Below are 19,952 nucleotides of genomic sequence, written 5' to 3'. Positions count from 1 at the left end.
CGATGGAGCGGATGCGTGCCGCAGCCATGTCGGCGCGGCGCATGGGATCAGGCTTGCTGCGGAAAGATGCCGGTGGTGGCGATGCAGTACTGCACCGTCAGCGTGGGCATGACGTTGTTGTGCGGCTGGTTGCCGCCGGCGGACGAGGTGCTCTGCCCGGACATCGCTACCATGGTGGCGCCGGTGAGGTCGCTGGCATAGAACACAGCGCCGTTGACCGCGCCGGGCAGCAGCCCGGCGGGCGCCGGGGCGGTCGCCGCCGCGGTCGTGGCCTGCGCGGTGTGCGTGTGCGCAGGCATCTGCAGGCTGGTCAACGTCACCGTCTCGGTACCGGCACTCTGGGCGAGCACGTAGTTGCTGAGGGCTGGTCCCTGGCCTTGATGGATCGGCAGGCGGCCGCGCAGGTCGGGCACCGCGAACGTGCTGCTGCCATTGCCGCCGTAAGCGGTGCCGAGCAGCACGTACAACGGCTCGTATTCGGAGATCTGCAGCAGCGAGCCGTCGCACGCCTGCCAGCCCTGGGGAGTGCGGCCGAAGCCGAACATGCGGATTTCGCCGATGAAGGGAGTACCCATAAGATTCTTCCTGGTCGATGAGGCGCCACGCGCACGCTGCGCGCTGCACGCCCGAATGCGGATGCGCCTAGCTGCGCGAAGGGAAGATGCCGGACAGCGCGATACAGAAATTGAGCGTCGTGTACGGCTGCACGTTCGGATGCGCCTGGCTACCGCCGCTATTGGCGACGGTGGACTGCGACAGCGGCACCATCGCGCCGGGCGCGGCATACAACGCATGCGGCGTTCCCGGACCAGGACTGACGATGTTGTTGGCGAACAGGCGGCCGGAGGGCGCACGGTTATCGCCGTTGCCACTGCTGCAATCCATCAGATGGGTGTGCGCGGGCAGGTTGTCGCCCACCAGGGTCACCGCTTCTGCGCCCGCGGCCTGGCCCATCGGCAGCGCAGGCGGCTGCCAGTTCGGATCGGTCGACGGACCATAGCCCATGGGCGTGCGCCCACGCATGTCCGGCAAGGCAAAGTTGGTGCTGCCATCGCCGCCAAAGCGCGTGCTAAGCAGACTGAACAGGGCCTGGTTCTGATTGATTGGTAATAGCTGCCCATTGCACTGGGCGAAGTACCTCGGTGCGAACGCATAGCCGCTCAGCATGATCTGACCAATGAAAAACTCGCTCATCCAGATCTCCCGCGTAGGTGACCGCCGACCAGATGTCGGTGGCCGCTCTAGAGATACCCGGCAGTCAGGGACGCGGCAAGCCGCAGTGCACCAGAACTGGAATGAAGTATTAATTTTGTGTTCTTTAACTGGCAGTCAGTTCCTGTTCAAATGGCACGGCAGCGAAAACCTATGCCCTTATATGCATGGGTTTGCTGAGCTGAGGCACCAGGACCGTTGCCGACGCCATCGGGGTGGCGTGTTTAAGGGGATGACACGATGTATACGAATTGCACCGGCACGGGCGGCTTGCGCCTGGCCCTACGTTGGCTGATGGCGGTGATGCTGTTGGCGACCTCTCATGTCGCGATGGCCGCCTATTGCACGAGTCCGCAGAGCGCAACCGTCAATTCCGGCGGGTCGGTGACGTTCGACGTCAGTAGTTGCGATGGCCCCGACAACTTTGGCATGAGTGACGGTGCACCACCGTCGCACGGTAGCGCCACCCTCACCGGTCAGCTCGACGGCGCAGGCACTGAGCGGGTGACATATACCAACAACGGGGATGGCGCGACCTCGGACTCGTTCTATCTACTGGACCAGGACAACAACCAGGTCGTCTTCAACATCACCATCAACCCCTCGCGTAGCGCGAGCATTGCGGTTTCGCCGTCCAGCGCCAACGAGGACAGCGGTAACTCCTTCGTCTACACAGTGACGCTGAGCCAGACCAACACCTCGGCGACCACGGTCAACCTGACGCGCAGCGGCACCGCAACCAGTGGCGCGGATTACTCCGGCGCCGTCACCAGCGTGGTGGTGCCGGCCAATACCAGCTCGGCCAGCTTCACCGTTACCCCCATCGCCGACACCACGGTGGAAGCCGACGAAACGGTGACCTTCAGCGTCGCCAGCGGCACCGGTTATTCCACCGGCAGCCCCGCCAGCGCCACCGCCACCATCGTCAACGACGATTTTCCCGTCGCCTCGATCGCGGTGTCCCCGGCCAGCGTGACCGAGGACGGCGCCACCAACCTCCTCTACACGGTCACCCTGGACCAACCGTCCCCCTCGGCGCTGTCCATCGGCTTTGGCGTGAGCGGCACCGCGACCTCGGGCACCGACTATGCGGCCATGAGTTCACCGCTGGTGATCGCCGCCGGCCAGACCACCGGCACCATCACCATCGATCCGACCGCCGACACCACTGTCGAGCCCGACGAAACCGTGGTGATTAGCCTCAACACCGGCAGCGGTTACACGGTCGGTTCGCCGAACAGCGCCACCGGCACCATTCTCAACGACGACCTGCCGGTGCTGTCGATCAACGATGTCTCGGTGAACGAAGGTGATGCCGGCACCACCAATGCCACCTTCAGCGTGTCGTTGAGTGCGCCGGCCGACGCCGGCGGCGTCAGCTTCGATATCGCCACCGCCGATGGCACCGCCACTGCGGGCGCGGACTATGTCGCCTCCAGTCTGACCGGGCAGACCATCCCCGCCGGCAGCAGCAGCGCCACCTTCACCGTGCTGGTCAACGGCGACACGCTGGCCGAGCCGAATGAAACGTTCTTCGTCAACGTCAGCAACGTCACCGGTGCCACCGTGAGTGACGGACAGGGCCTGGGCACGATCGTCAACGACGACGCGCAGCCGGCGCTGTCGATTGACGATGTGAGCGTCAACGAAGGCAACAGCGGCACCACCACGGCCACCTTCACAGTGAGTCTGAGCGCTGCCAGCGGCCAGACGGTCACGGTCAACTACGGCACCGCCGACGGCACCGCCACCGCCGGCAGCGACTATGTTGCGCGCTCCGGCACGCTGAGCTTTGCGCCCGGCGTCACGACGCAGAACGTGGCGATCACCGTCAACGGCGACACGGCCGTCGAACCCAACGAAACCTTCAGTGTGGGCCTGTCCGGCGTCAGCAACGCGACCATCGCCCGCGCCACCGGCACCGGCACCATCCTTAACGATGATGCAGTGGTGACGATCTCGCCGGCGTCGCTGCCCGCAGCAACCGCAGGCAGTGCTTACAGCCAGACGCTGACCGCCAGCGGTGGCACCCCGGGTTACACCTTCGTGGTCAGCGCTGGCGCATTGCCCGCCGGACTGACGTTGAACGCTTCCGGAGTGTTGTCCGGCACGCCGACCGCCAGCGGCAGCTTCAACTTCACCGTGACCGCGACCGACAATGGAGCGCCGACCAGCGGCAGCCGCGCCTATACCCTCACCGTGGCCGGCGCCAACGTGACCTTGCCGGCCACCACCTTGCCGGCCGGAACCGCGGGCCAGGCCTATTCGAGCGCGATCACTCCGGCCACCGGCGGCATTGCGCCCTATAGCTACGCGCTTACCGCCGGCGCGTTGCCCGCCGGCATCACGCTCAACAGCAGTAGCGGGGCGTTGAGCGGCACCACCACCAGCGTGGGCGGCTTCAGCTTCACCGTCACTGCGACCGACAGTACCAGCGGCACGCCCTCGCAGGGCACGCGCGGATACACGTTGAACATCGCTGCGCCGACGATTGCGGTGACGCCGTCCGCAGTCCCCACCGCGACACGTGGCACCGCCTACAGCCAGACGCTGAGGGCCAGCGGCGGCATGGCCGCCTACAGCTACGCGATCACCAGTGGTGCATTGCCGGCCGGTATCACCTTGGCCAGCAACGGCACCTTGTCGGGCACGGCGACGGTGGAAGGCACGTTCAACTTCACCGTGCAGGCCACCGATGCGAACAGCTTCACCGGCGCACAGGCATGCAGCCTGACTGTGGCTGGCCCGAACCTGGTGTTGCCGGCGTCGGCCTTGCCGGCAGGGACCGCAGGGCAGGCCTATGCGGCTGCCGTCACGCCGGCCACCGGCGGCACTGCACCCTATCGCTATGCAGTCACTGCCGGCGCGCTGCCGGGTGGCGTGGTACTGGACGCTGCAACCGGCGGCCTCAGCGGGACGCCGACGGTGTCGGGTACCTTCACCTTCACCCTGACGGTCACCGACAGCACGCCCAGCCCCGCCGCGCAGGCCAGCCGGAGCTACGCGCTGACCATCAACGCCGCAACGCTGGTGCTGGCGCAGCCCACCTTGCCGGCGGCAGTGCGTGGCACCGCTTACAACCAGGTGCTCACCGCCAGCGGTGGCATTGCGCCGTATCGTTACAGCATCGCCAGCGGCGCGTTGCCGGCCGGGTTGACGTTGGCCAGCGACGGCACGCTGTCTGGCACGCCGACGGTGCAGGGCACCTCGTCCTTCACCATTGCGGTGGCCGATGCGGGCAATGCCAGCGCCACCCAGGCCTACACCTTCACCGTGAGTGATGCAGCGCCGGTCGCAGTGGCCGATGTTGCCGCCACCATGACCGACACCGCCGTCACCGCGGCGGTCACCGCCAACGACACCGGCAGCATCACGGCAATCGCCATTGCCACCGCACCCACCAACGGCACGGCCGTGGTCAACGGGCTGGAGCTGGTCTACACGCCCAACGCCGGCTTTGTCGGCACTGATGTGCTGAGCTATACCGCCAGCGGTGCCGGTGGTACCTCGGCAGCGGTGACGCTGACCATCACGGTCAACGCGCGGCCGGTGGCGGTGTCGGTGACTGCAGCGGCAGTGCCGGGCGAAGCGCAGCAGGTCGATCTGACCCGCAATGCGACCGGCGGGCCGTTCGTGGCTGCTGCGGTGGTTGCGGTGCTGCCGGCATCGGCCGGTACCGCCACCATCACCCGCGCGGGCGGTACTGCCCGCGCGGCGGCGGCACGTGCCTCCGGCCCATCGCCGGCAGCGGCTGCCATGGCCGAAACGCCGACCTTCATGTTGACCTTTACGCCCAATCCGGCTTTCGTCGGCCAGGCCACGGTGCAGTTCACCTTGTCCAACGCATTCGCCACCTCGGCACCGGCCAGCGTGGTGTTCACCATCGCGCCGCGGCGCGACCCGAGCGTGGATGCGGAAGTACGTGGTCTGATCGATGCGCAGTCCGAGTCCACACGGCGTTTCGCGCGGGCGCAGATCGACAACTTCCAGCGCCGTCTGGAAGCCACGCATCGCGGCGGCGTTAGCTTCACCAATGCCGTGAGCTTCCAGCCGACCTCGCATTGCCGCCAGGCCGATCGCGGCATCAGTGCGCAGCCATGCAGCCCGGACACGCAGGAAGCCGACAACGACTTCCGCGATGCGCCCGCGGTGACCAGCACCACCGGCAGCAGCGCGCAGACGCAGGGCGACCTGGGTCTGTGGGTGGGCGGTGCAATCCGTTCGGGTAGCTTGAACCGCCAGACCAACAGCAACGGCGTGGACTTCCAGACCGACGGCTTGAGCGTGGGTGCCGACTACCGCGTTGCGCAGTCGCTGGCGATCGGTGCGGGCCTGGGTTGGGGGCGCGACGACAGCGACGTGGGCAGCAACGGCAGTCACAGCAAGGCCACCGCCTACACGATGGCGTTGTATGCCAGCTTCCATCCGGGCAAGGCGTTCTTCTTCGACACCTTGGTCGGCTACCAGCTGCTGTCGTACGACCTGCGCCGCTTTGTCACCGATGACAGCTCGCTGGCCGAGGGCAACCGCGACGGCAAGCAGTGGATCGCTTCGCTGTCCACCGGTGCCGACCTGCAACGCGGCACGCTGCAGATCACTCCGTACGCGCGGGTGGATGTGGCACGCGCAACGCTGGATGGCTATGTGGAAGAGGGCGTGGCGCCGTTCGCGCTGCGTTATGCCGACATGGATGTGGCCACCACCACCGGTAACCTCGGTCTGCGTCTGGAATGGCGTCGCGAAGTCGCTTGGGGACGCCTGACCCCGCAGTTGCGCGTGGAGTATCAGCGCGACTTCCAGGGCCGTGGCGATGCCACGCTGAGCTACGCCGATCTTACCGGCGGCCCGTTCTATCGCACTGCGCAGAGCGCGTTCGATCGCAACCGGTTGATGGTGGGCATCGGTGCGGCGTTGCTGACCGGGCAAGGCCTGTCGACGCGGCTGGAATACCGCGGCATCACCGACGGCGACAGCAACAACGATCAGACCTGGATGATCAATCTGGAAAAGAAATATTGATCGACTTGCACGCCATGCAGTAATGCAACGCGATGGGCCGGGCGAATATCCCGGCCCGTCGCGTTTGTGGCGTGCGTTGCGTCGCTCGCACGGTGGCGATGATGCTTGCCTGCGGAGTACATGGCGTCGTTGGGTGGTTCTACGCATGTGCGTAAGGATGGCGGCGCGTCGTATGCGGCGTGAAGCCTGATTGCAGTTGTTGATGCAACGTGTATGGCGCGCTGTCGATCGACATCCCCGCGCAGTGCCGGCACGATGCCGTGCGGCCTTGTCGCTCAACGCGGCGACCTTGGCGCGGACACCGCAGCAAACGGCGCGTCACGCGTGCATCCGGCACAATGCACCACGCATGCACGCCACCTCCGCGCCCGATTTCCGTCTCTATCCATCCAACGCGCTGGATACCTTGGCTGCCTTGCTCGCGCAGGAGTTGCGCCGGCCGGTGCCTGGGCAACCGTTGCTGCAGCCGGAGGTGGTGCTGATTCCGCAGGTGGCGATGCGGCGCTGGCTGCAGTCCACGCTGGCGGCCGAGCACGGTGTTGCGGCCAATCTGGAATTTCTCACACCCGGCGAATTTGTCGCGCGTGCGCTGGAGCGCAACCTCGCCGCGGCCGACGACGACCTGGACATGGCCACCACGCAGTGGCGCTTGTACGCCGCGCTGCAGACCGACCTGGGCAGCGATGCGGCCCTGGCGCCGCTGGCCGGATACCTGGCCGATGGCGATGCGCTCAAGCCGTGGGCGCTGGCCGGCGAGTTGGGCAGCGTGTTCGAAAAATACCAGGCATGGCGACGCGACTGGCTGCTGCGCTGGGAAGGCGGCGCTGATCCGGATGACCCGCAAGCCCGGCTGTGGCGCGGTATCGCCAGCGGCCGGCAATACCGCGCGCGCCGCATCGGCCAGTATCTGGATCGCTACGCGCGTGCCGATGGTCCGGTGCCGCAAGGTCTGCCGCAGCGCTTGTTCGCCTTTGCCATCTTGAATATTTCGCCGGATGTCTTGCGCGTGCTGGCCACGCAGGCGCGTGTGGGCACGCTGCATTTCTATTTGCCCACGCCCACGCAAGGTTACTGGGGCGATCTGCAGACCTTGTGGCAACGCCGGCGCGAAGACGGCGCCGTGCAGCTGTTCGCCGAGCAAGTACAGGAAAACCCCTTGCTGCAGGCCTGGGGCGCGGCCGGGCGCGATTTCATGGCGTTAGTGGGCGATTACGAAGTGGTGCACCCGCTAGCCGAAATTGCGGCGTATGCCGACCCGCTCGACTCCGGCCGTCGCACGCTGGCCGATGGCGGGTTGGGCGACAGCTTATTGCGACGCATGCAGAGCGATCTGTTCCATCGTCGCGCACCGCCGGTGCCTGCGTTGTTGCCTGCGGTGAATCTGCACGACCCCAGCCTGCAGGTGCACGCCTGCCACACCCGGCTGCGCGAGTTGCAGGTGTTGCACGACCAGCTGCGCGCGCTGCTCGACGACACGCGCTTCGATCCGCCACTGCAGCCGCGCGAGATTGCGGTGCTATCGCCCAACATCGACCCGTACGTGCCATATCTGGACGCGGTGTTCGGCAGCCATGGCAACGACGACGCGCTGCCCTATGCATTGGCCGATGCCAGCCCATTGGCGAGCGAGCCACTGGCCGAAGTGTTTTTGACCTTGCTCGGTTTGCCGATTGCGCGTTTTGGCCTGCATGAAATTCTCGACCTGCTGGCCAGCGCGCCGATCGCCGAAGCCGCCGGGCTGGATGAAGCCGGGCTGGAACGCCTGCGCAGCTGGCTGCACGCCGCCGGTGCGCGCTGGGGCCTGGATGCCGCACATCGGCGCCAGCACCAGGCACCGGGCGACGATGCCTACACCTGGCGCTTCGCGCTGGACCGCCTGTTGCTTGGCCATGCCAGCGGCGCCGACGTCGATATCGATGGCGTGGCGCCGTGGCCGCAGCTGGAAGGCAGCGCGCTGGCCGCGCTCGATACCTTGTTGCGGCTGCTGCGCGTGCTCGAACGCCATCAAGCGCTGCTGGCCGAAGCGATGACGCCGGTGGAGTGGCGCGAGCGTTTGCTGGGCCTGCTGGAAGCATTGATTCCGACCACGCCCACCGCGCCGCGCGCACAGCGCGCGCTGGATCGCTTGCGCGCCTTGATCGACCAATTCGCCCGCGATGCAGTGCGCGCTGAGTACGCCGGCAAGGTGCCGGCCGAGGTAGTGCGTGCGCATTTCGCTGCGGTGCTGGGCGAGTCGGACACGCGCGCGCCGCTGCTCACCGGCGGCATCAGTTTCGGCCGCATGGTGCCGATGCGCTTGCTGCCGTTCCGCGTGATCTGCCTGCTTGGCATGAACGATGGCGACTTCCCGCGCCGCGACCCGGCCGCCGGGCTCAATCGCCTGACCGCAGAGCTGGGCACCGACCGTCGCCGGCATGGCGACCGTTCCACGCGTGAGGACGACCGCTTTCTGTTTCTGCAGTTGTTCGCTTCTGCACAGGAAGTGTTCTATCTCAGCTATCTCGGCGCCGATGCGCGCGATGGCAGCGTGCGCGAGCCGTCGGTGCTGGTCAGCGAATTGCTGGCAAGCGCCGCGCAGTATCACGTTGCCAATAACGCGCTCGACACGCTGGTGGTGCGGCATCCGTTGCAGCCGTTCGCCGCTGCTGCGTTCGGTGCGCTGGGCGATGAGAGCGGCGACGGCGCCGACCCGCGCCGTTTCAGTTATCGCCGGCAATGGCGCCCGGCGGTGGACAGCTTGGTTGGTCAGCGGCAGCCGCTTGCGCCTTGGGTGGCCGGTGCATTGCCGGCCGACGACGTTGCGGTGCCGGCCAGCGTGTCCATCGACGAACTGCGCCGGCTATTTGCTGATCCGGCCGGGCAGTTCCTGCGCCATCGCCTGGGCATGCGCTTGCCCGACCCGGCCGGCGAAGACAGCGATCTGGAACCGTTGCTTGCACCCACGCGCGGGCTGGATCAATACGGTTTGCAGCAGCAGGTCTTCGAGGCCGCATTGGCCGGCGACACCGAGCGCCTGTACGAGCGTCTGCGCGCGCGCGCGCTGCTGCCATCCGGCCCGTTGGGGCGGCGCCAGCTCGACGAACGCGTGGCGCAATTGCGCCCGTATGCCGACGCATTCCGGCAGTGGCGCGGCGAGTCGCCGGCCGAGTCACGCCGGCTGCAGGTGCAGATCGGCGATATCGAGCTGCACGGCCGTGTGCCGGGCTGGTATGCCAGCGGCGTGGGGCGCGTGCAGGTCGGCGCGCTCAGCGGCCGTAGCGCCATTCGTCATGGTTTGGAATGGCTGCTGTTGCGCGCCGCCGGCGAGCACGCGCCGTACGTGCGTTTCTTCGAACACGACGATGGCCTGGGCCCGCATCCCATCGATGCGCAGCAGCTGTCGCAGCCGCAGGCGCAGACCGCGTTGGCCGAGCTGCTGCAGCTGTATCGCCATGGCTTGCAGGCGCCGCTGGCGTTCGCGCCCTACAGCAGCTGGAAATACCACCAGGCTGCGCGCGGCGACGACTTGGACAAGGCCATCAAGGACGCGGCCGGGCAGTGGCACTCCAGCTTCGGCTGGAGCGAATCGCACAGCCCGGAGCTGCGCCTGGTCAACCGCGGCCGCGACCCGTTTGCCGATGCGCAACGCTTCGCCGATTTCGCCACCACCAGCCATCGCGTCTACGCACTGCTCGAACAGGGCACCACCGGCGCACGGCTGGATGCCGAGCGCTTGATCGACAGCTGGCGGCATTGGCACGGTGCGCAGGAAGAGGCCGAATGAGCATCAGCCCCGTCACCGACCCCTACCTGCAGTTGCCGCTGCACGGCGTGCGCCTGATCGAAGCCAGCGCCGGCACCGGCAAGACCTTTACGCTAGCCACGTTGTTCACCCGGCTGGTGGTCGAACGCGGCTTGCGCATCGGCCAGATTCTCGCAGTGACGTTTACCGAATCGGCCACGCAGGAACTGCGCCGCCGTATCCGCGAACGCCTGGTGCTCGCCGCAAGCCTGGTGCCGGATGCACCTGTAGGAGCGGCCTTGGCCGCGACCGAGTGGTCCGCAACCCAGCCGCCCGACGCCCCATCAGCTTCTGTAGGAGCGGCCCCGGCCGCGGCTGAACTCGCCGACGACCCATCGCAGCCAAGGCCGCTCCTACACGAAGCGCCCGACGCACTGCTTACGCGCGCCATCCTCGCCACGCATCTGGCCGGCGGCAACGAAACGCCCGCCGCCTTGCGCCGCCGCCTGCAGCAGGCGGTGGAAGAAATCGACCTGGCCGCGGTGTTCACCATCCATGGTTTCTGCGCGCGCGTGCTGCGCGAACACGCGTTGGAAAGCGGCCAGGCCTTTGCCGCGCCGGAACTGCTGGCCAACGACCGCGAATTGCTCGGCGAAGTGGCGGCCGATCTGTGGCGGCAACGCGCCGCCGATGCTGCAATGGCCGAAGACCTCATCGCGCTGTGGTCGGGCGGCCCCGAGGCATTGGCCAGCGATCTGCGCGCGCTGGTGCGGCATCCAACGCTGTTGCCGGCAGTCGCAGCGACCACCGACGATTCAGCCGAGTTGCTGCAGGCCGTGCATGCCGCAGCCAACGCATTGGCCGCTGCATTCCAGGCGCACGGCACCGCGTTTTTCGACGCCATCATGTCGGCCATCGATGGCGGCATCCTGAGCAAGGTCAGCTACAAACCCGAGTGGTTGGCATCGCTGTGGCACTGGTTCGAAAACTTTGCCGCCGCGCCATCGTTCAACACGGCGCCGCATGCCAAGTTGCCCAAGTTGACCGCTGCGGAACTGGCCGCCGGCACCAACAAGAAGTTTGCCGACCGCACGCCGGCTTCGCCGATGAGCCACGAGATCGATGGCTATCTCACTGCGCTGGCGCGTGTCGAAGCATGGCGCAGCCGTCGCCGGATCGCGCTGCTGCATGCATTGCGCGACGACGCCATCGCACGGCTGGCGCTGCTCAAACGGCAACGCCGCGTGCAGACCTACGACGACCTGGTCGATGGTGTCGCGCATGCGTTGCAAGGCGCGCAGGCTGACGCGTTGGTCGCACGCCTGCGCACGCAATACGCCATTGCGCTGGTGGACGAATTCCAGGATACCGACGACCGCCAGTGGTCGATTTTTTCCAACGTGTTTGGCGAAGGTCCGCTGGCACACGCCGCAGGACTGGAGCCGGCGCTGTTTCTGATCGGCGACCCCAAGCAGGCCATCTACGGCTTCCGTGGCGGCGATGTGCGCACCTATCTGGCCGCCGCAGTCACCGCCGAACTGGCGCCACCGTTGAGCCACAACTTCCGCTCGCGCCCTGGCGTGCTGGCCGCCATTGACGCGCTGTATGCGCAGGCCGGCTACAGCGATGCCTTCCTCACCGACGGCATCGCCTTTCACCCAGTGCACGCCGGCACCAAACGCGTTGATGAAGACCTGCAACGCGATGGCGTCACTGCTCCGGCGTTGACGCTGTGGCGCGCACCGGAACCGCCGCCGCCTGCCAGAGGCAAGCCCAAACCCTGGAGCGCCGGCCGCGCGCGCGCGCTGGCCACTGCCGCCTGCGTTGCGGCGATCCGCGGTTGGCTGGCCGGTGGCCGCGACGGCACTGCCACCATCAACGCGCGCCCGGTGCAGGCCGGCGATATCGCCGTGCTGGTGCGCAGCCACGGCGAGGCCACGCGCATCCAGCAGGCGCTCGGCGCGGTGGGCATTCCGGCCGTCGCAGCCGGCAAGCAAAGCCTGTTCGCCACCGACGAAGCGCTGGAATTGCTCGCCTTGCTGCAAGCCTTGCTCGACCCGGGCGACGACAGCCGCCTGCGCGCCGCCTTGGCCACGGTGCTGATCGGCGAAGACGCCATCGCCATCGCCGCACTTGAACGCGACGGCGAGCATCACCGCCGCTGGCAACAACAAGCGTTGGACTGGCGCGAACGCTGGCAGCGCGGTGGTCCGCTCGCCCTGGTCGGCGATCTGGGCGCCACGCACGGGCAACGTCTGCTTGCCTTGATCGATGGCGAACGCCGCCTCACCAACTATTTGCAACTGGCCGAGCTGCTGCAGGAAGCCGACGCCCGCGCGCTCGGCCCGCATGGTTTGGTCGACTGGCTGTCGCGGCGTATTGCCAACGCCGACGACAACGACGAAGCCCAGCAATTGCGGCTGGAATCGGACGCGCGTCGCGTGCAGATCGTCACCCTGCACAAGAGCAAGGGCCTGGAATATCCGCTGGTATTTCTGCCGTATATCGGCATTGGCCGCGGCGACAAGGGTGCCGGCCGCCATTGCGTGGTGCATGCGCCGGAGATCGGCCGTCAGCTGCATTGGAAGACAGAGCGGGACGACCCGAGCTGGAGCGCCGCCGAAGCCGCCTGGAAGCAGGAACAACGTGCCGAAGACGCACGCCTGCTCTACGTTGGCCTCACCCGCGCCGAGCACGCGTTGTGGATCGCCAGCGGCCCGTTCCATCAGCACGAACGCACCGCACTGGCCGGCATGTTGCGTGCGCTCGATGCGTTGCAGGGCGCCGCGGGCGAGGGCGCGGTGGTGATCGACACGTCCACGCCGCCCGCCAACCTGCCGCGGCTGCCCCCACCGATCGAGGCGCAGGTGCCGCCCGCGCGCAATCCGCAGCGACATATCGCCCCCGAGTGGTGGGTCTATAGCTTCACCCAGCTGGCCAATGCAGACGCCGGTGCGGCCACCGACCCAATGGCCAGCGCCACCGTCGTCGGCAGCGGCGGCAGCGACGAACCGTCCGGCAGCGAGGCGGTCGCCGTGGCCGTGGCCAACGAAGCCGAGCCGTTCGATCCACGCTTCGCCGGCAACCGCTTCGGGGTGGTGATGCACGACGTGTTCGAGCGTTGCGACTTCGCCGCCTGGCATGCCTGGCGGCCGGGCCAAGCCGCACCCGACGGCCAGGCCGCACCCATCCTCGAGGCCCTGCAACGCGGCGGCTACGCCCAGGACGAACTCGACGACGGCCTGCGCATGCTCACCGCGCTGATCGGCCACACCCTCACCGTGGCATTGCCCGAAGGCACCCGCCTGGCCGATGTGCCCGAACCGCAGCGCCGCAACGAAATGGAATTCCACTTCGCCATGCGGCCCACCCGCGTCGATGCGTTGCTCGCCTTGCTGCATCGCTTCGGCGTGGTCGGCGACCGCCAAGCCTTCGGCGCGCGCCAGCGGCTGGAAGGGCTGATGACCGGCCTGATCGACCTCACCTACACCGTCGACGGCCGTTGGTACGTGCTCGACTACAAATCCAACCGCCTGCCCAGCTACGACGCCGACGCCCTGGCCCGCGCCATGGCGCACAGCGAGTACGAGCTGCAGGCGCTGATCTACACCGTGGCCCTGCACCGCTGGCTGCGCTTCCGCCTGGGCGCGGCCTACGACTACGCCCGCGACTTCGGCGGCGTGCGTTATCTGTTCTGTCGCGGCGTGGATGCGGGGCGTAATGCGGTGGTGGCTGCCGCGTCTGAATTCGTTGTCGAAACCGTCGGCACGTCCATAGCGGACCAGCGCACGCCCCAACCCGCTCGCGATTCCACGCTGGACAGACCCGACGCCGCCCGGAACTCCCGGGCCACGACCGCTGGCGTCCCATCAGCGCCCTTGGGCGATCCGGCACCCGGCATCCACGCCTGGCGCTTCGAACCAGCGCTGGTGCAAGCACTGGACGCCTTGTTCGCTGGCAAGCCTTCCGATGCGCTGTCCAACGAAGTGCTAGATCAACCTTCCGCCAACGGAGTCGAGCCCCTCTCCCCCCGGGAGAGGGGTTGGGGTGAGGGTACATCCGCACCAGGAACGCCCACCCCATGAACCACCGCACCACGCCACTCGCATGGCTGACCGGCACCCCATCCAAGCCTCTCAGGGATCATGCCGACCAGGCACCGCCTGCCTGCCACTGGCGCCAACGCGACGGAGCGCTCGCACCGCAAGCCAGCGCACCGCAAGCCAGGACAAATGCGCGGAGCACGACGTGGCGTGAGCGCGCGTTCGCCAAGGGAACGCCCACCCCATGAACCACCCAAATCTCCTCACCGCCCTCAACCAAAGCGGCGCCCTGCGCACGTTGGATCTGGCCTTCGCACACAGCCTGCAACGCCTGGCCCCGGACACCGATCCACAGGTGCTGGCCGCCGCCGCACTCGCCTCCTTGGCGGTCACCAGCGGCCACGCAGGACTCGACCCCGCCCGCGCGGCCATGTTGCTGGACGCGCGCGATGGCCCATCGCCCACCTTCCCGGACCCCGCCGACTGGCAACGCACCCTGGCCGCTTCGCGCTGGGTCGACCAACCGCAGCCCGAAGCCCCGGCCGCTGCCGATTGCCCGCTCGTCCTCGAACACGGCCTGCTCTACCTGCGCCGCTACCGCGAGTACGAATGCCGCCTGGCCCTGGGCCTGCAGCGCATCGCCGCGCAAACACCGCCAGCCTTCGACGCCCCCACCCTGGCGCCGCTATTCGCGCAACTATTCCCCAACGCGACCCCCACCCCTCGCGTCGTGGACCGAACCGCTCTCCCCCCGGGAGAGGGTGCCCGCCGCAGGGCGGGTGAGGGTACGGGCCTGCCCGAGCCATCCCTCCAGCAAGAGGGCACACATCCACCCGAACCATCCAGCCAAGGGTCGAACCAAGCCCCACCCCACACCCAAGACCGCCAAGCCCAGGCCGCAGCCCTCGCGCTGCGCCGCGCATTACTGCTGGTCACCGGCGGCCCCGGCACCGGCAAGACCACCACCATCGCCCGCCTGCTGTTGCTGCGCATCGCCCAGGCACATGCATCCAACACGCCGGCTCCACGCATCGCCCTGGCCGCGCCCACCGGACGCGCCGCCGAGCGCATGGCCGAAAGCCTGCGCGCCGCCGTCGCGCGCGCCATCGCCGTCGGTATCGACACCACCCTGGCCGACGCACTGCCCATCGGCGCCAGCACCCTGCACCGTTTGCTCGGCGTCATTCCGGACTCTCCGCACTTCCGCCATAACGCCGACAACCCGCTGCCGTTCAACCTGATCGTCGTCGACGAAGCCTCCATGGTCGACCTGCCGCTGATGTGCAAACTGGTCGAAGCCGTCGCCGATGGCACCCAGCTGATCCTGCTCGGCGATGCCGACCAACTGCCTTCGGTGGAAGCCGGCGACGTGCTCGCCGCCATCCTGCAGGCCGCCGGCCCCGGCGACGCGTTGCAGCCCGACGACGCCCAGGCGCTGCAGCCGCTGTTCGGCAGCGCACCCGGTGGCACTCCATCCGCGGTTATCTCCACCACCCACACCGGCGGCCTGGCTGGTCACCGCGTGCACCTGCTGCGCGGCTATCGCCAGGCGGACGACTTTGCGCTTGCTCCATTGGCCGACGCCATCCGCGCCGGCGATGCCGACACCGTCCTGGCCCTGCTGCGCAGCGGCCAACTGGCCGGCGTGCACTTCCACGAAGACGGCGAAGACCCGTTGGCCCTCGGCCGCGACGCGCTGCTCGCCCACTGGCGCGCGCTGGCCGCTGCCCAAGACCCGGCCGTCGCGCTGCGCGCTGCAAGCCGCCTGCGCCTGCTCACCGCGGTTCGCGCCGGCCCGCAAGGCGCACGCGGGCTCAACGCCCGCATCGAACAACTGCTGGCCGAAACAGGCTCCGGCGCCCGTCGCCTCGGCGGCGCCTCGCCCTGGTTCCAGGGCCGCCTGCTGCTGATCACCGAAAACAGCTACCGCCACGGCCTGTTCAACGGCGACGTCGGCATCTGTTTGCGCAGCGACCCGGGCGCCTCGGCAGCGCCCGGTGAACGTGCGCACACCCACGGCCGCAGCGGCGCGACTGCTGGTGCAGCACGCAGCGAAGCCGATCCCCACGCTGGCCAAGTCGGGCAGGGCGCCTTGGTCGCCTGGTTCGAAGGCGACGGCGACGGCCAGGTGCGCGGCTTCCACCCCGCCGCACTGCCCGCGCACGAAAGCGCCTTCGCCATGACCGTGCACAAGGCGCAAGGCAGCGAATTCGACGACGTCTGGCTGCAACTGCCCACCCGCGACGCCCGCGTCCTCAGCCGCGAACTGCTCTACACCGGCATTACCCGCGCCCGCCGCGCCCTGCATTTGGCCGGCAGCGAAGCAGTCATCCGCAGCGCACTGGCACGCCATGCCGCGCGTATCTCGGGCTTGGCGTGGCGGTTGGGTGGTAGCAGTGATACACCCCAAGCAAGTGCAATATCGACCAAAGCGCCGCTACCCCAGCCGCCAGCCGGCGTGCCGGTGCAGGGCGCATTGTTCTGACCGACGCCTGCCCACATCGGTGCTCGGCGGCGCAGTACAAAAACAGATTAAAGATCTAGAACGGGTTGCGTTATATAACGCGTCCCGTTATGGCTTGTCCCATGATCAGGAGCGTTATCGACAAGGAAGCCGAAAAGAACTGGCTGGGTGAGCGTTCCCGGCGATTGCCGGCCGATATGCAGACGGTCGCGCGCCGCAAGTTGCGCATGCTCAACGCCGCCGCACACCTGGATGATTTACGCATTCCGCCTGCCAACCGGCTAGAAGCATTGAAGGGCGAGCGGCGCGGCCAGTACAGCATCCGGATCAACGACCAATGGCGCATCTGCTTCCGATGGATGGAGGGCGATGTGGCTGAGGTCGAAATCGTCGATTACCCATGAGCACAAGGCATCTGTCGATGGCCGTCCTACCCAACATCCACCCTGGCGAAATTCTGTTTGAGGAGTTTCTCGAACCTCTCGGTATCAGCCAGAACGCGCTGGCGCGGGCTACCGGCGTACCACCGCGCCGCATCAACGAAATCGTGCTGGGCAAGCGCGGCATCACCGCCGACACCGCCGTGCGCTTGGCCGCCGCGTTAGGAACGACTGAGCGCTTCTGGTTGGGCCTGCAGGCCGACTACGAACTGGAAGAGGCGCATCGCGCGCTGGCCGATTTGCCGGCGCGGATCAAGCGGCTGGCGGCATGATCCGGACGGCTTGCAGCACATGTTGCCGACCAAGCAATTAGAGCAGGCGATCCAGTCTGATCTGAACGTTGCGCGATGTCGCTGCATCGCTTGCTCCGATATGCGGTGTGCTCGTCCGGCCCAGCCGGTCGGGTGCCTCTTCGTCAGCGCACACAGGAGTTCACCGCGCCGCCATGTCCTTGTGCTGGAGGAGGGTAACGTTGCGAGCCTGGTCATCTGCTCTACCGCGTGATCGCACCCGGGGCCATCGCCGCTGACGCATGCGTGAGCGCTGACACGCGACCGCTTCGTGCAGCGTTGCGCACGCGTAACCGTCAGCACCGGTTCTGTCGTGCTGCCAAGAAGGGCTGCCAGCACCGCCATTCACTGCCAGAGGTCCTTATCATGCAGCCCACCGGAATCCGATCCCCCGCTGGCTTGCCCAGCGCAGACATGACGGCTGACCTGCGCGATCCCTCACCCGTCTGCGTGCCGGCACATTCCGCCGCAGACGCGGCCGCGCCGCCGCCAGGCGCCTTGCAGGCCATCATTGGCCGTCCTCCCCGCCCGGACGCGCCACGGCACCGACGCACGCAGAGCTTGCCCGCAACATTGACGCCTGCCCAGCACAGCATGCTGGCAGAACTCGGCCTTGCCGATACGCCCGTGCTGACGCCGACAGAGGCGGCCGTCCTGCGGGAGTTGCGTCTGCACCGGCCGCAGTTGCCGCTCGACACGCTGCTGTTCACCGACCCGAACAAGGACCCCGACGATGTCGTGACCTACACCATCGCCAAGCAGCTGCAGGGCGAAGGCTTTTTGCGTCTGACCGACGTCGTCGTCACCTTGGGCGATGCCGACATGCGATCGCAACGGGCGCAGCTGGCAAAGGGTGTCTTCGATCGACTGGCACTGCCGGATGTCCGCGTCGCGCGCGGCCAGGACTATCCCATGACGTCCGCCCAGGCCCGGGAGCATTCCAAGTTCCTCGCCGAGGGAGCCCCACTGCGTGCAGCGCCGGACGCCGTCCACACCGATGGCGTCCGTGCGATGCGCGAGCGCCTGGCGACCTCGCCCCACAAGCTCGGCATGGTGGTCATTGCCGGAATGACCGATGCCAACGCCCTGCTTGCCGAGGCGGGCGATCTGGTGCGGGAAAAGGTCGCGTCCATCACCATCATGGGAGGCATCGACCCGACCAAGGATGCCGACGGTTTCGTGCAACCGGATACGCGCGCCTATAACAATGCCACCGACATCCACGCCGCCCGTGCGCTCTACCGGGGCGCGCAGCAACTCGGCATTCCTCTGCGCATCCTGACCAAGGAGGCCGCCTACAAGGCCGCCGTACCGCCAGCGTTCTACGAAGGCATCGCGCGCAGTGGACACCCCGTGGGCGAGTACCTGCACAATGTTCAGAAAAATGCATTGAAGGGCCTGTGGGAAGGCATCCAGGCCAACCTGATCCCCGGTCTGGATATGGCATGGTTCTTCCGCACGTTCGTTGCTGCAGAACCGCAGGATCCAGCGGCAGCGGGTCAGCAAAATGCCATTGCCTTCGACGCCATCTGGCCGCAGGTGACCAAGCTCAATCTCTACGATCCGCTGACGCTGCTGGCGGCGCTACCCGGCACCGCCAACCTGCTGTTCCAGCCAACGCCCATCCACCGTGAGGGAGCCAGCACGGTGGAGCAGGTGGGCCACGCCGAGGTTGTGCGCCCGGAAAAAGCCAAGCTGTTGCTGTCGGCGCTGGCCAAGGCCGCGCTCGCCCCCGAGGATGAGCGGCAACCCGCGCGCTGAGCGCTCCGCAGCATTCGCGGAGTGGCGCCTTCCAGCGTCATCCGCGAAGCGCGAGGTTGGCATCCCCTCCAACGCGTCCGCCTGCTAACAGGCCGGGCGGCTTACTTGCCCTTCTTTTCCTGCTTGGCCGCGCGCTTTTCTTTCAGCGTTTTCGCCGGCTCTTTTTTCTGGTTTTTCTTCTGGTCCATCTCCTTGCTCATGACACCCTCGTAGTTGCTGAATTGATCGGTCTGGCAGCGCCGCACCCGGCGTGCCTGCGCACTGTAAGGCGGTGCGCGATGGAATGGCAGAGGGGTTAGCGAAGTGAGGTGAGTGGCGACAGGCAGTGGCAGGTTGGGCGCCCCCTCTATACGCCTTCAATAAGGCGCAGCCACAGGCACCACAGCGTGAAAGTCCAGCTCGCCGCGGCACATTCACCCACAACGACGACCACGCGCACGTGCGCATAAAGCAAACGCCCGCGTGCGACCGTCAGGGTCTGCACGCGGGCGCTGGTGACAACCGCGGGCCTATTGAGAGCAGTTACTAAACGTAGCCAGCACTCGTCAGGTGGGCGTGGACGACGCGCAGCAATCGCAGTGTACGAGTGGTACATGCCGCACCGGGCACCGGCCGCGCCCACCTGGCGGTGAGCGCAGTCGCTTTGTTAGTTGCTCTTAGCTGGCACGCGCTCGTACTGCTCACCACCGGTATTGAGGTGGCCGTTGCTCTCGTCGATGGCGAAGTTCACCGTCTCGCCATCGTTGGTGACCTGCAGCGCGCCGTCCTTGTACACCGCCGGGTAGCTCTCGGTCTTGGGCTGGCGGCTGAAGAACTTCGGCGTGGTGCTGCGGACCATGAAGGTCTCGCCATTGCGCTCGATATCCATCGTCTCGTCCTGCGACTGCAGGTTGACCCAGTGACCAACGAACTTCTCGCCCTCCACCTTGGCGCAACCACTCATCAACAGTGCCGCGGCCAGCGCGGTGCCCATCCACTTCATCATCGTGCGTTCTCCAGTTG

At 67.2% G+C, this 19,952-nt stretch carries 10 protein-coding genes and 1 other RNA gene; 7 read left to right on the top strand and 4 right to left on the bottom strand.

Annotation, left to right across the window (positions count from 1 at the left end; translation table 11 throughout):
• Positions 1-47 precede the first annotated feature (47 nt).
• Both KWO_RS21850 and KWO_RS21845 read right to left on the bottom strand, forming a co-directional pair.
• On the bottom strand, positions 48-575 hold the full coding sequence (locus KWO_RS21850; RefSeq protein ID WP_010364924.1) for a phage tail protein: 528 nt from the start codon (positions 573-575) through the stop codon (positions 48-50).
• 67 nt (positions 576-642) lie between these two features.
• Positions 643-1,194: a phage tail protein gene (locus KWO_RS21845; RefSeq protein WP_010364925.1), complete on the bottom strand. Its 552-nt coding sequence runs from the start codon at positions 1,192-1,194 to the stop codon at positions 643-645.
• Positions 1,195-1,488: 294 nt separating this feature from the next.
• Here KWO_RS21845 and KWO_RS21840 point away from each other — a divergent pair, with 294 nt between their 5' ends.
• The 7 genes from KWO_RS21840 to xopQ all read left to right on the top strand — a co-directional run bounded on the left by KWO_RS21840 (position 1,489) and on the right by xopQ (position 18,950).
• Complete coding sequence (locus KWO_RS21840) at positions 1,489-6,231, top strand: putative Ig domain-containing protein (RefSeq protein ID WP_026113129.1); 4,743 nt, start codon at positions 1,489-1,491, stop codon at positions 6,229-6,231.
• A gap of 349 nt (positions 6,232-6,580) precedes the next feature.
• Positions 6,581-9,994: an exodeoxyribonuclease V subunit gamma gene (gene recC, locus KWO_RS21835; protein ID WP_010376479.1), complete on the top strand. Its 3,414-nt coding sequence runs from the start codon at positions 6,581-6,583 to the stop codon at positions 9,992-9,994.
• Positions 9,991-14,037, top strand: coding sequence for an exodeoxyribonuclease V subunit beta (gene recB, locus KWO_RS21830; RefSeq protein WP_017112939.1), 4,047 nt, complete (start codon positions 9,991-9,993; stop codon positions 14,035-14,037). Before recC ends, recB begins: the two co-directional genes overlap by 4 nt.
• A gap of 202 nt (positions 14,038-14,239) precedes the next feature.
• Positions 14,240-16,480 (top strand): exodeoxyribonuclease V subunit alpha, encoded by a 2,241-nt coding sequence (gene recD / locus KWO_RS21825; RefSeq protein ID WP_017113522.1) that lies wholly within the window; start codon positions 14,240-14,242, stop codon positions 16,478-16,480.
• Positions 16,481-16,581: 101 nt separating this feature from the next.
• The gene (locus KWO_RS21820) at positions 16,582-16,863 is read left to right on the top strand and encodes a type II toxin-antitoxin system RelE/ParE family toxin (RefSeq protein WP_010364341.1); all 282 of its coding nucleotides are present in this window, start codon (positions 16,582-16,584) and stop codon (positions 16,861-16,863) included.
• 17 nt (positions 16,864-16,880) lie between these two features.
• The gene (locus tag KWO_RS21815; RefSeq protein ID WP_010376491.1) at positions 16,881-17,171 is read left to right on the top strand and encodes a HigA family addiction module antitoxin; all 291 of its coding nucleotides are present in this window, start codon (positions 16,881-16,883) and stop codon (positions 17,169-17,171) included.
• Between the two features lie 384 nt (positions 17,172-17,555).
• Positions 17,556-18,950, top strand: coding sequence for a type III secretion system effector XopQ (gene xopQ / locus KWO_RS21810; RefSeq protein ID WP_026112228.1), 1,395 nt, complete (start codon positions 17,556-17,558; stop codon positions 18,948-18,950).
• Positions 18,951-19,470: 520 nt separating this feature from the next.
• Here the strand turns inward: xopQ and KWO_RS21800 are convergent.
• A non-coding RNA gene (locus tag KWO_RS21800) (sX9 sRNA) lies at positions 19,471-19,545 on the bottom strand.
• A gap of 51 nt (positions 19,546-19,596) precedes the next feature.
• The gene (locus tag KWO_RS21795) at positions 19,597-19,935 is read right to left on the bottom strand and encodes a hypothetical protein (protein WP_010376497.1); all 339 of its coding nucleotides are present in this window, start codon (positions 19,933-19,935) and stop codon (positions 19,597-19,599) included.
• Positions 19,936-19,952 lie beyond the last annotated feature (17 nt).

The organism is Xanthomonas vasicola pv. musacearum NCPPB 4379 (assembly GCF_000277895.2).
Classification (GTDB): Bacteria; Pseudomonadota; Gammaproteobacteria; order Xanthomonadales; family Xanthomonadaceae; genus Xanthomonas; species Xanthomonas vasicola.
Note: the sequence above shows the minus strand (reverse complement) of the source record. Positions and strands in the feature narration are given on the sequence as shown.

Excerpts from the sequence above, each read along its gene's own strand:
- KWO_RS21850 (WP_010364924.1), bottom strand. The coding sequence starts at position 575 with ATGGGTACTCCCTTCATCGGCGAAATCCGCATGTTCGGCTTCGGCCGC.
- KWO_RS21845 (WP_010364925.1), bottom strand. The coding sequence starts at position 1,194 with ATGAGCGAGTTTTTCATTGGTCAGATCATGCTGAGCGGCTATGCGTTC.
- recC (WP_010376479.1), top strand. The coding sequence starts at position 6,581 with ATGCACGCCACCTCCGCGCCCGATTTCCGTCTCTATCCATCCAACGCG.
- recB (WP_017112939.1), top strand. The coding sequence starts at position 9,991 with ATGAGCATCAGCCCCGTCACCGACCCCTACCTGCAGTTGCCGCTGCAC.
- recD (WP_017113522.1), top strand. The coding sequence starts at position 14,240 with ATGAACCACCCAAATCTCCTCACCGCCCTCAACCAAAGCGGCGCCCTG.
- KWO_RS21820 (WP_010364341.1), top strand. The coding sequence starts at position 16,582 with ATGATCAGGAGCGTTATCGACAAGGAAGCCGAAAAGAACTGGCTGGGT.
- KWO_RS21815 (WP_010376491.1), top strand. The coding sequence starts at position 16,881 with ATGGCCGTCCTACCCAACATCCACCCTGGCGAAATTCTGTTTGAGGAG.
- xopQ (WP_026112228.1), top strand. The coding sequence starts at position 17,556 with ATGCAGCCCACCGGAATCCGATCCCCCGCTGGCTTGCCCAGCGCAGAC.
- KWO_RS21795 (WP_010376497.1), bottom strand. The coding sequence starts at position 19,935 with ATGATGAAGTGGATGGGCACCGCGCTGGCCGCGGCACTGTTGATGAGT.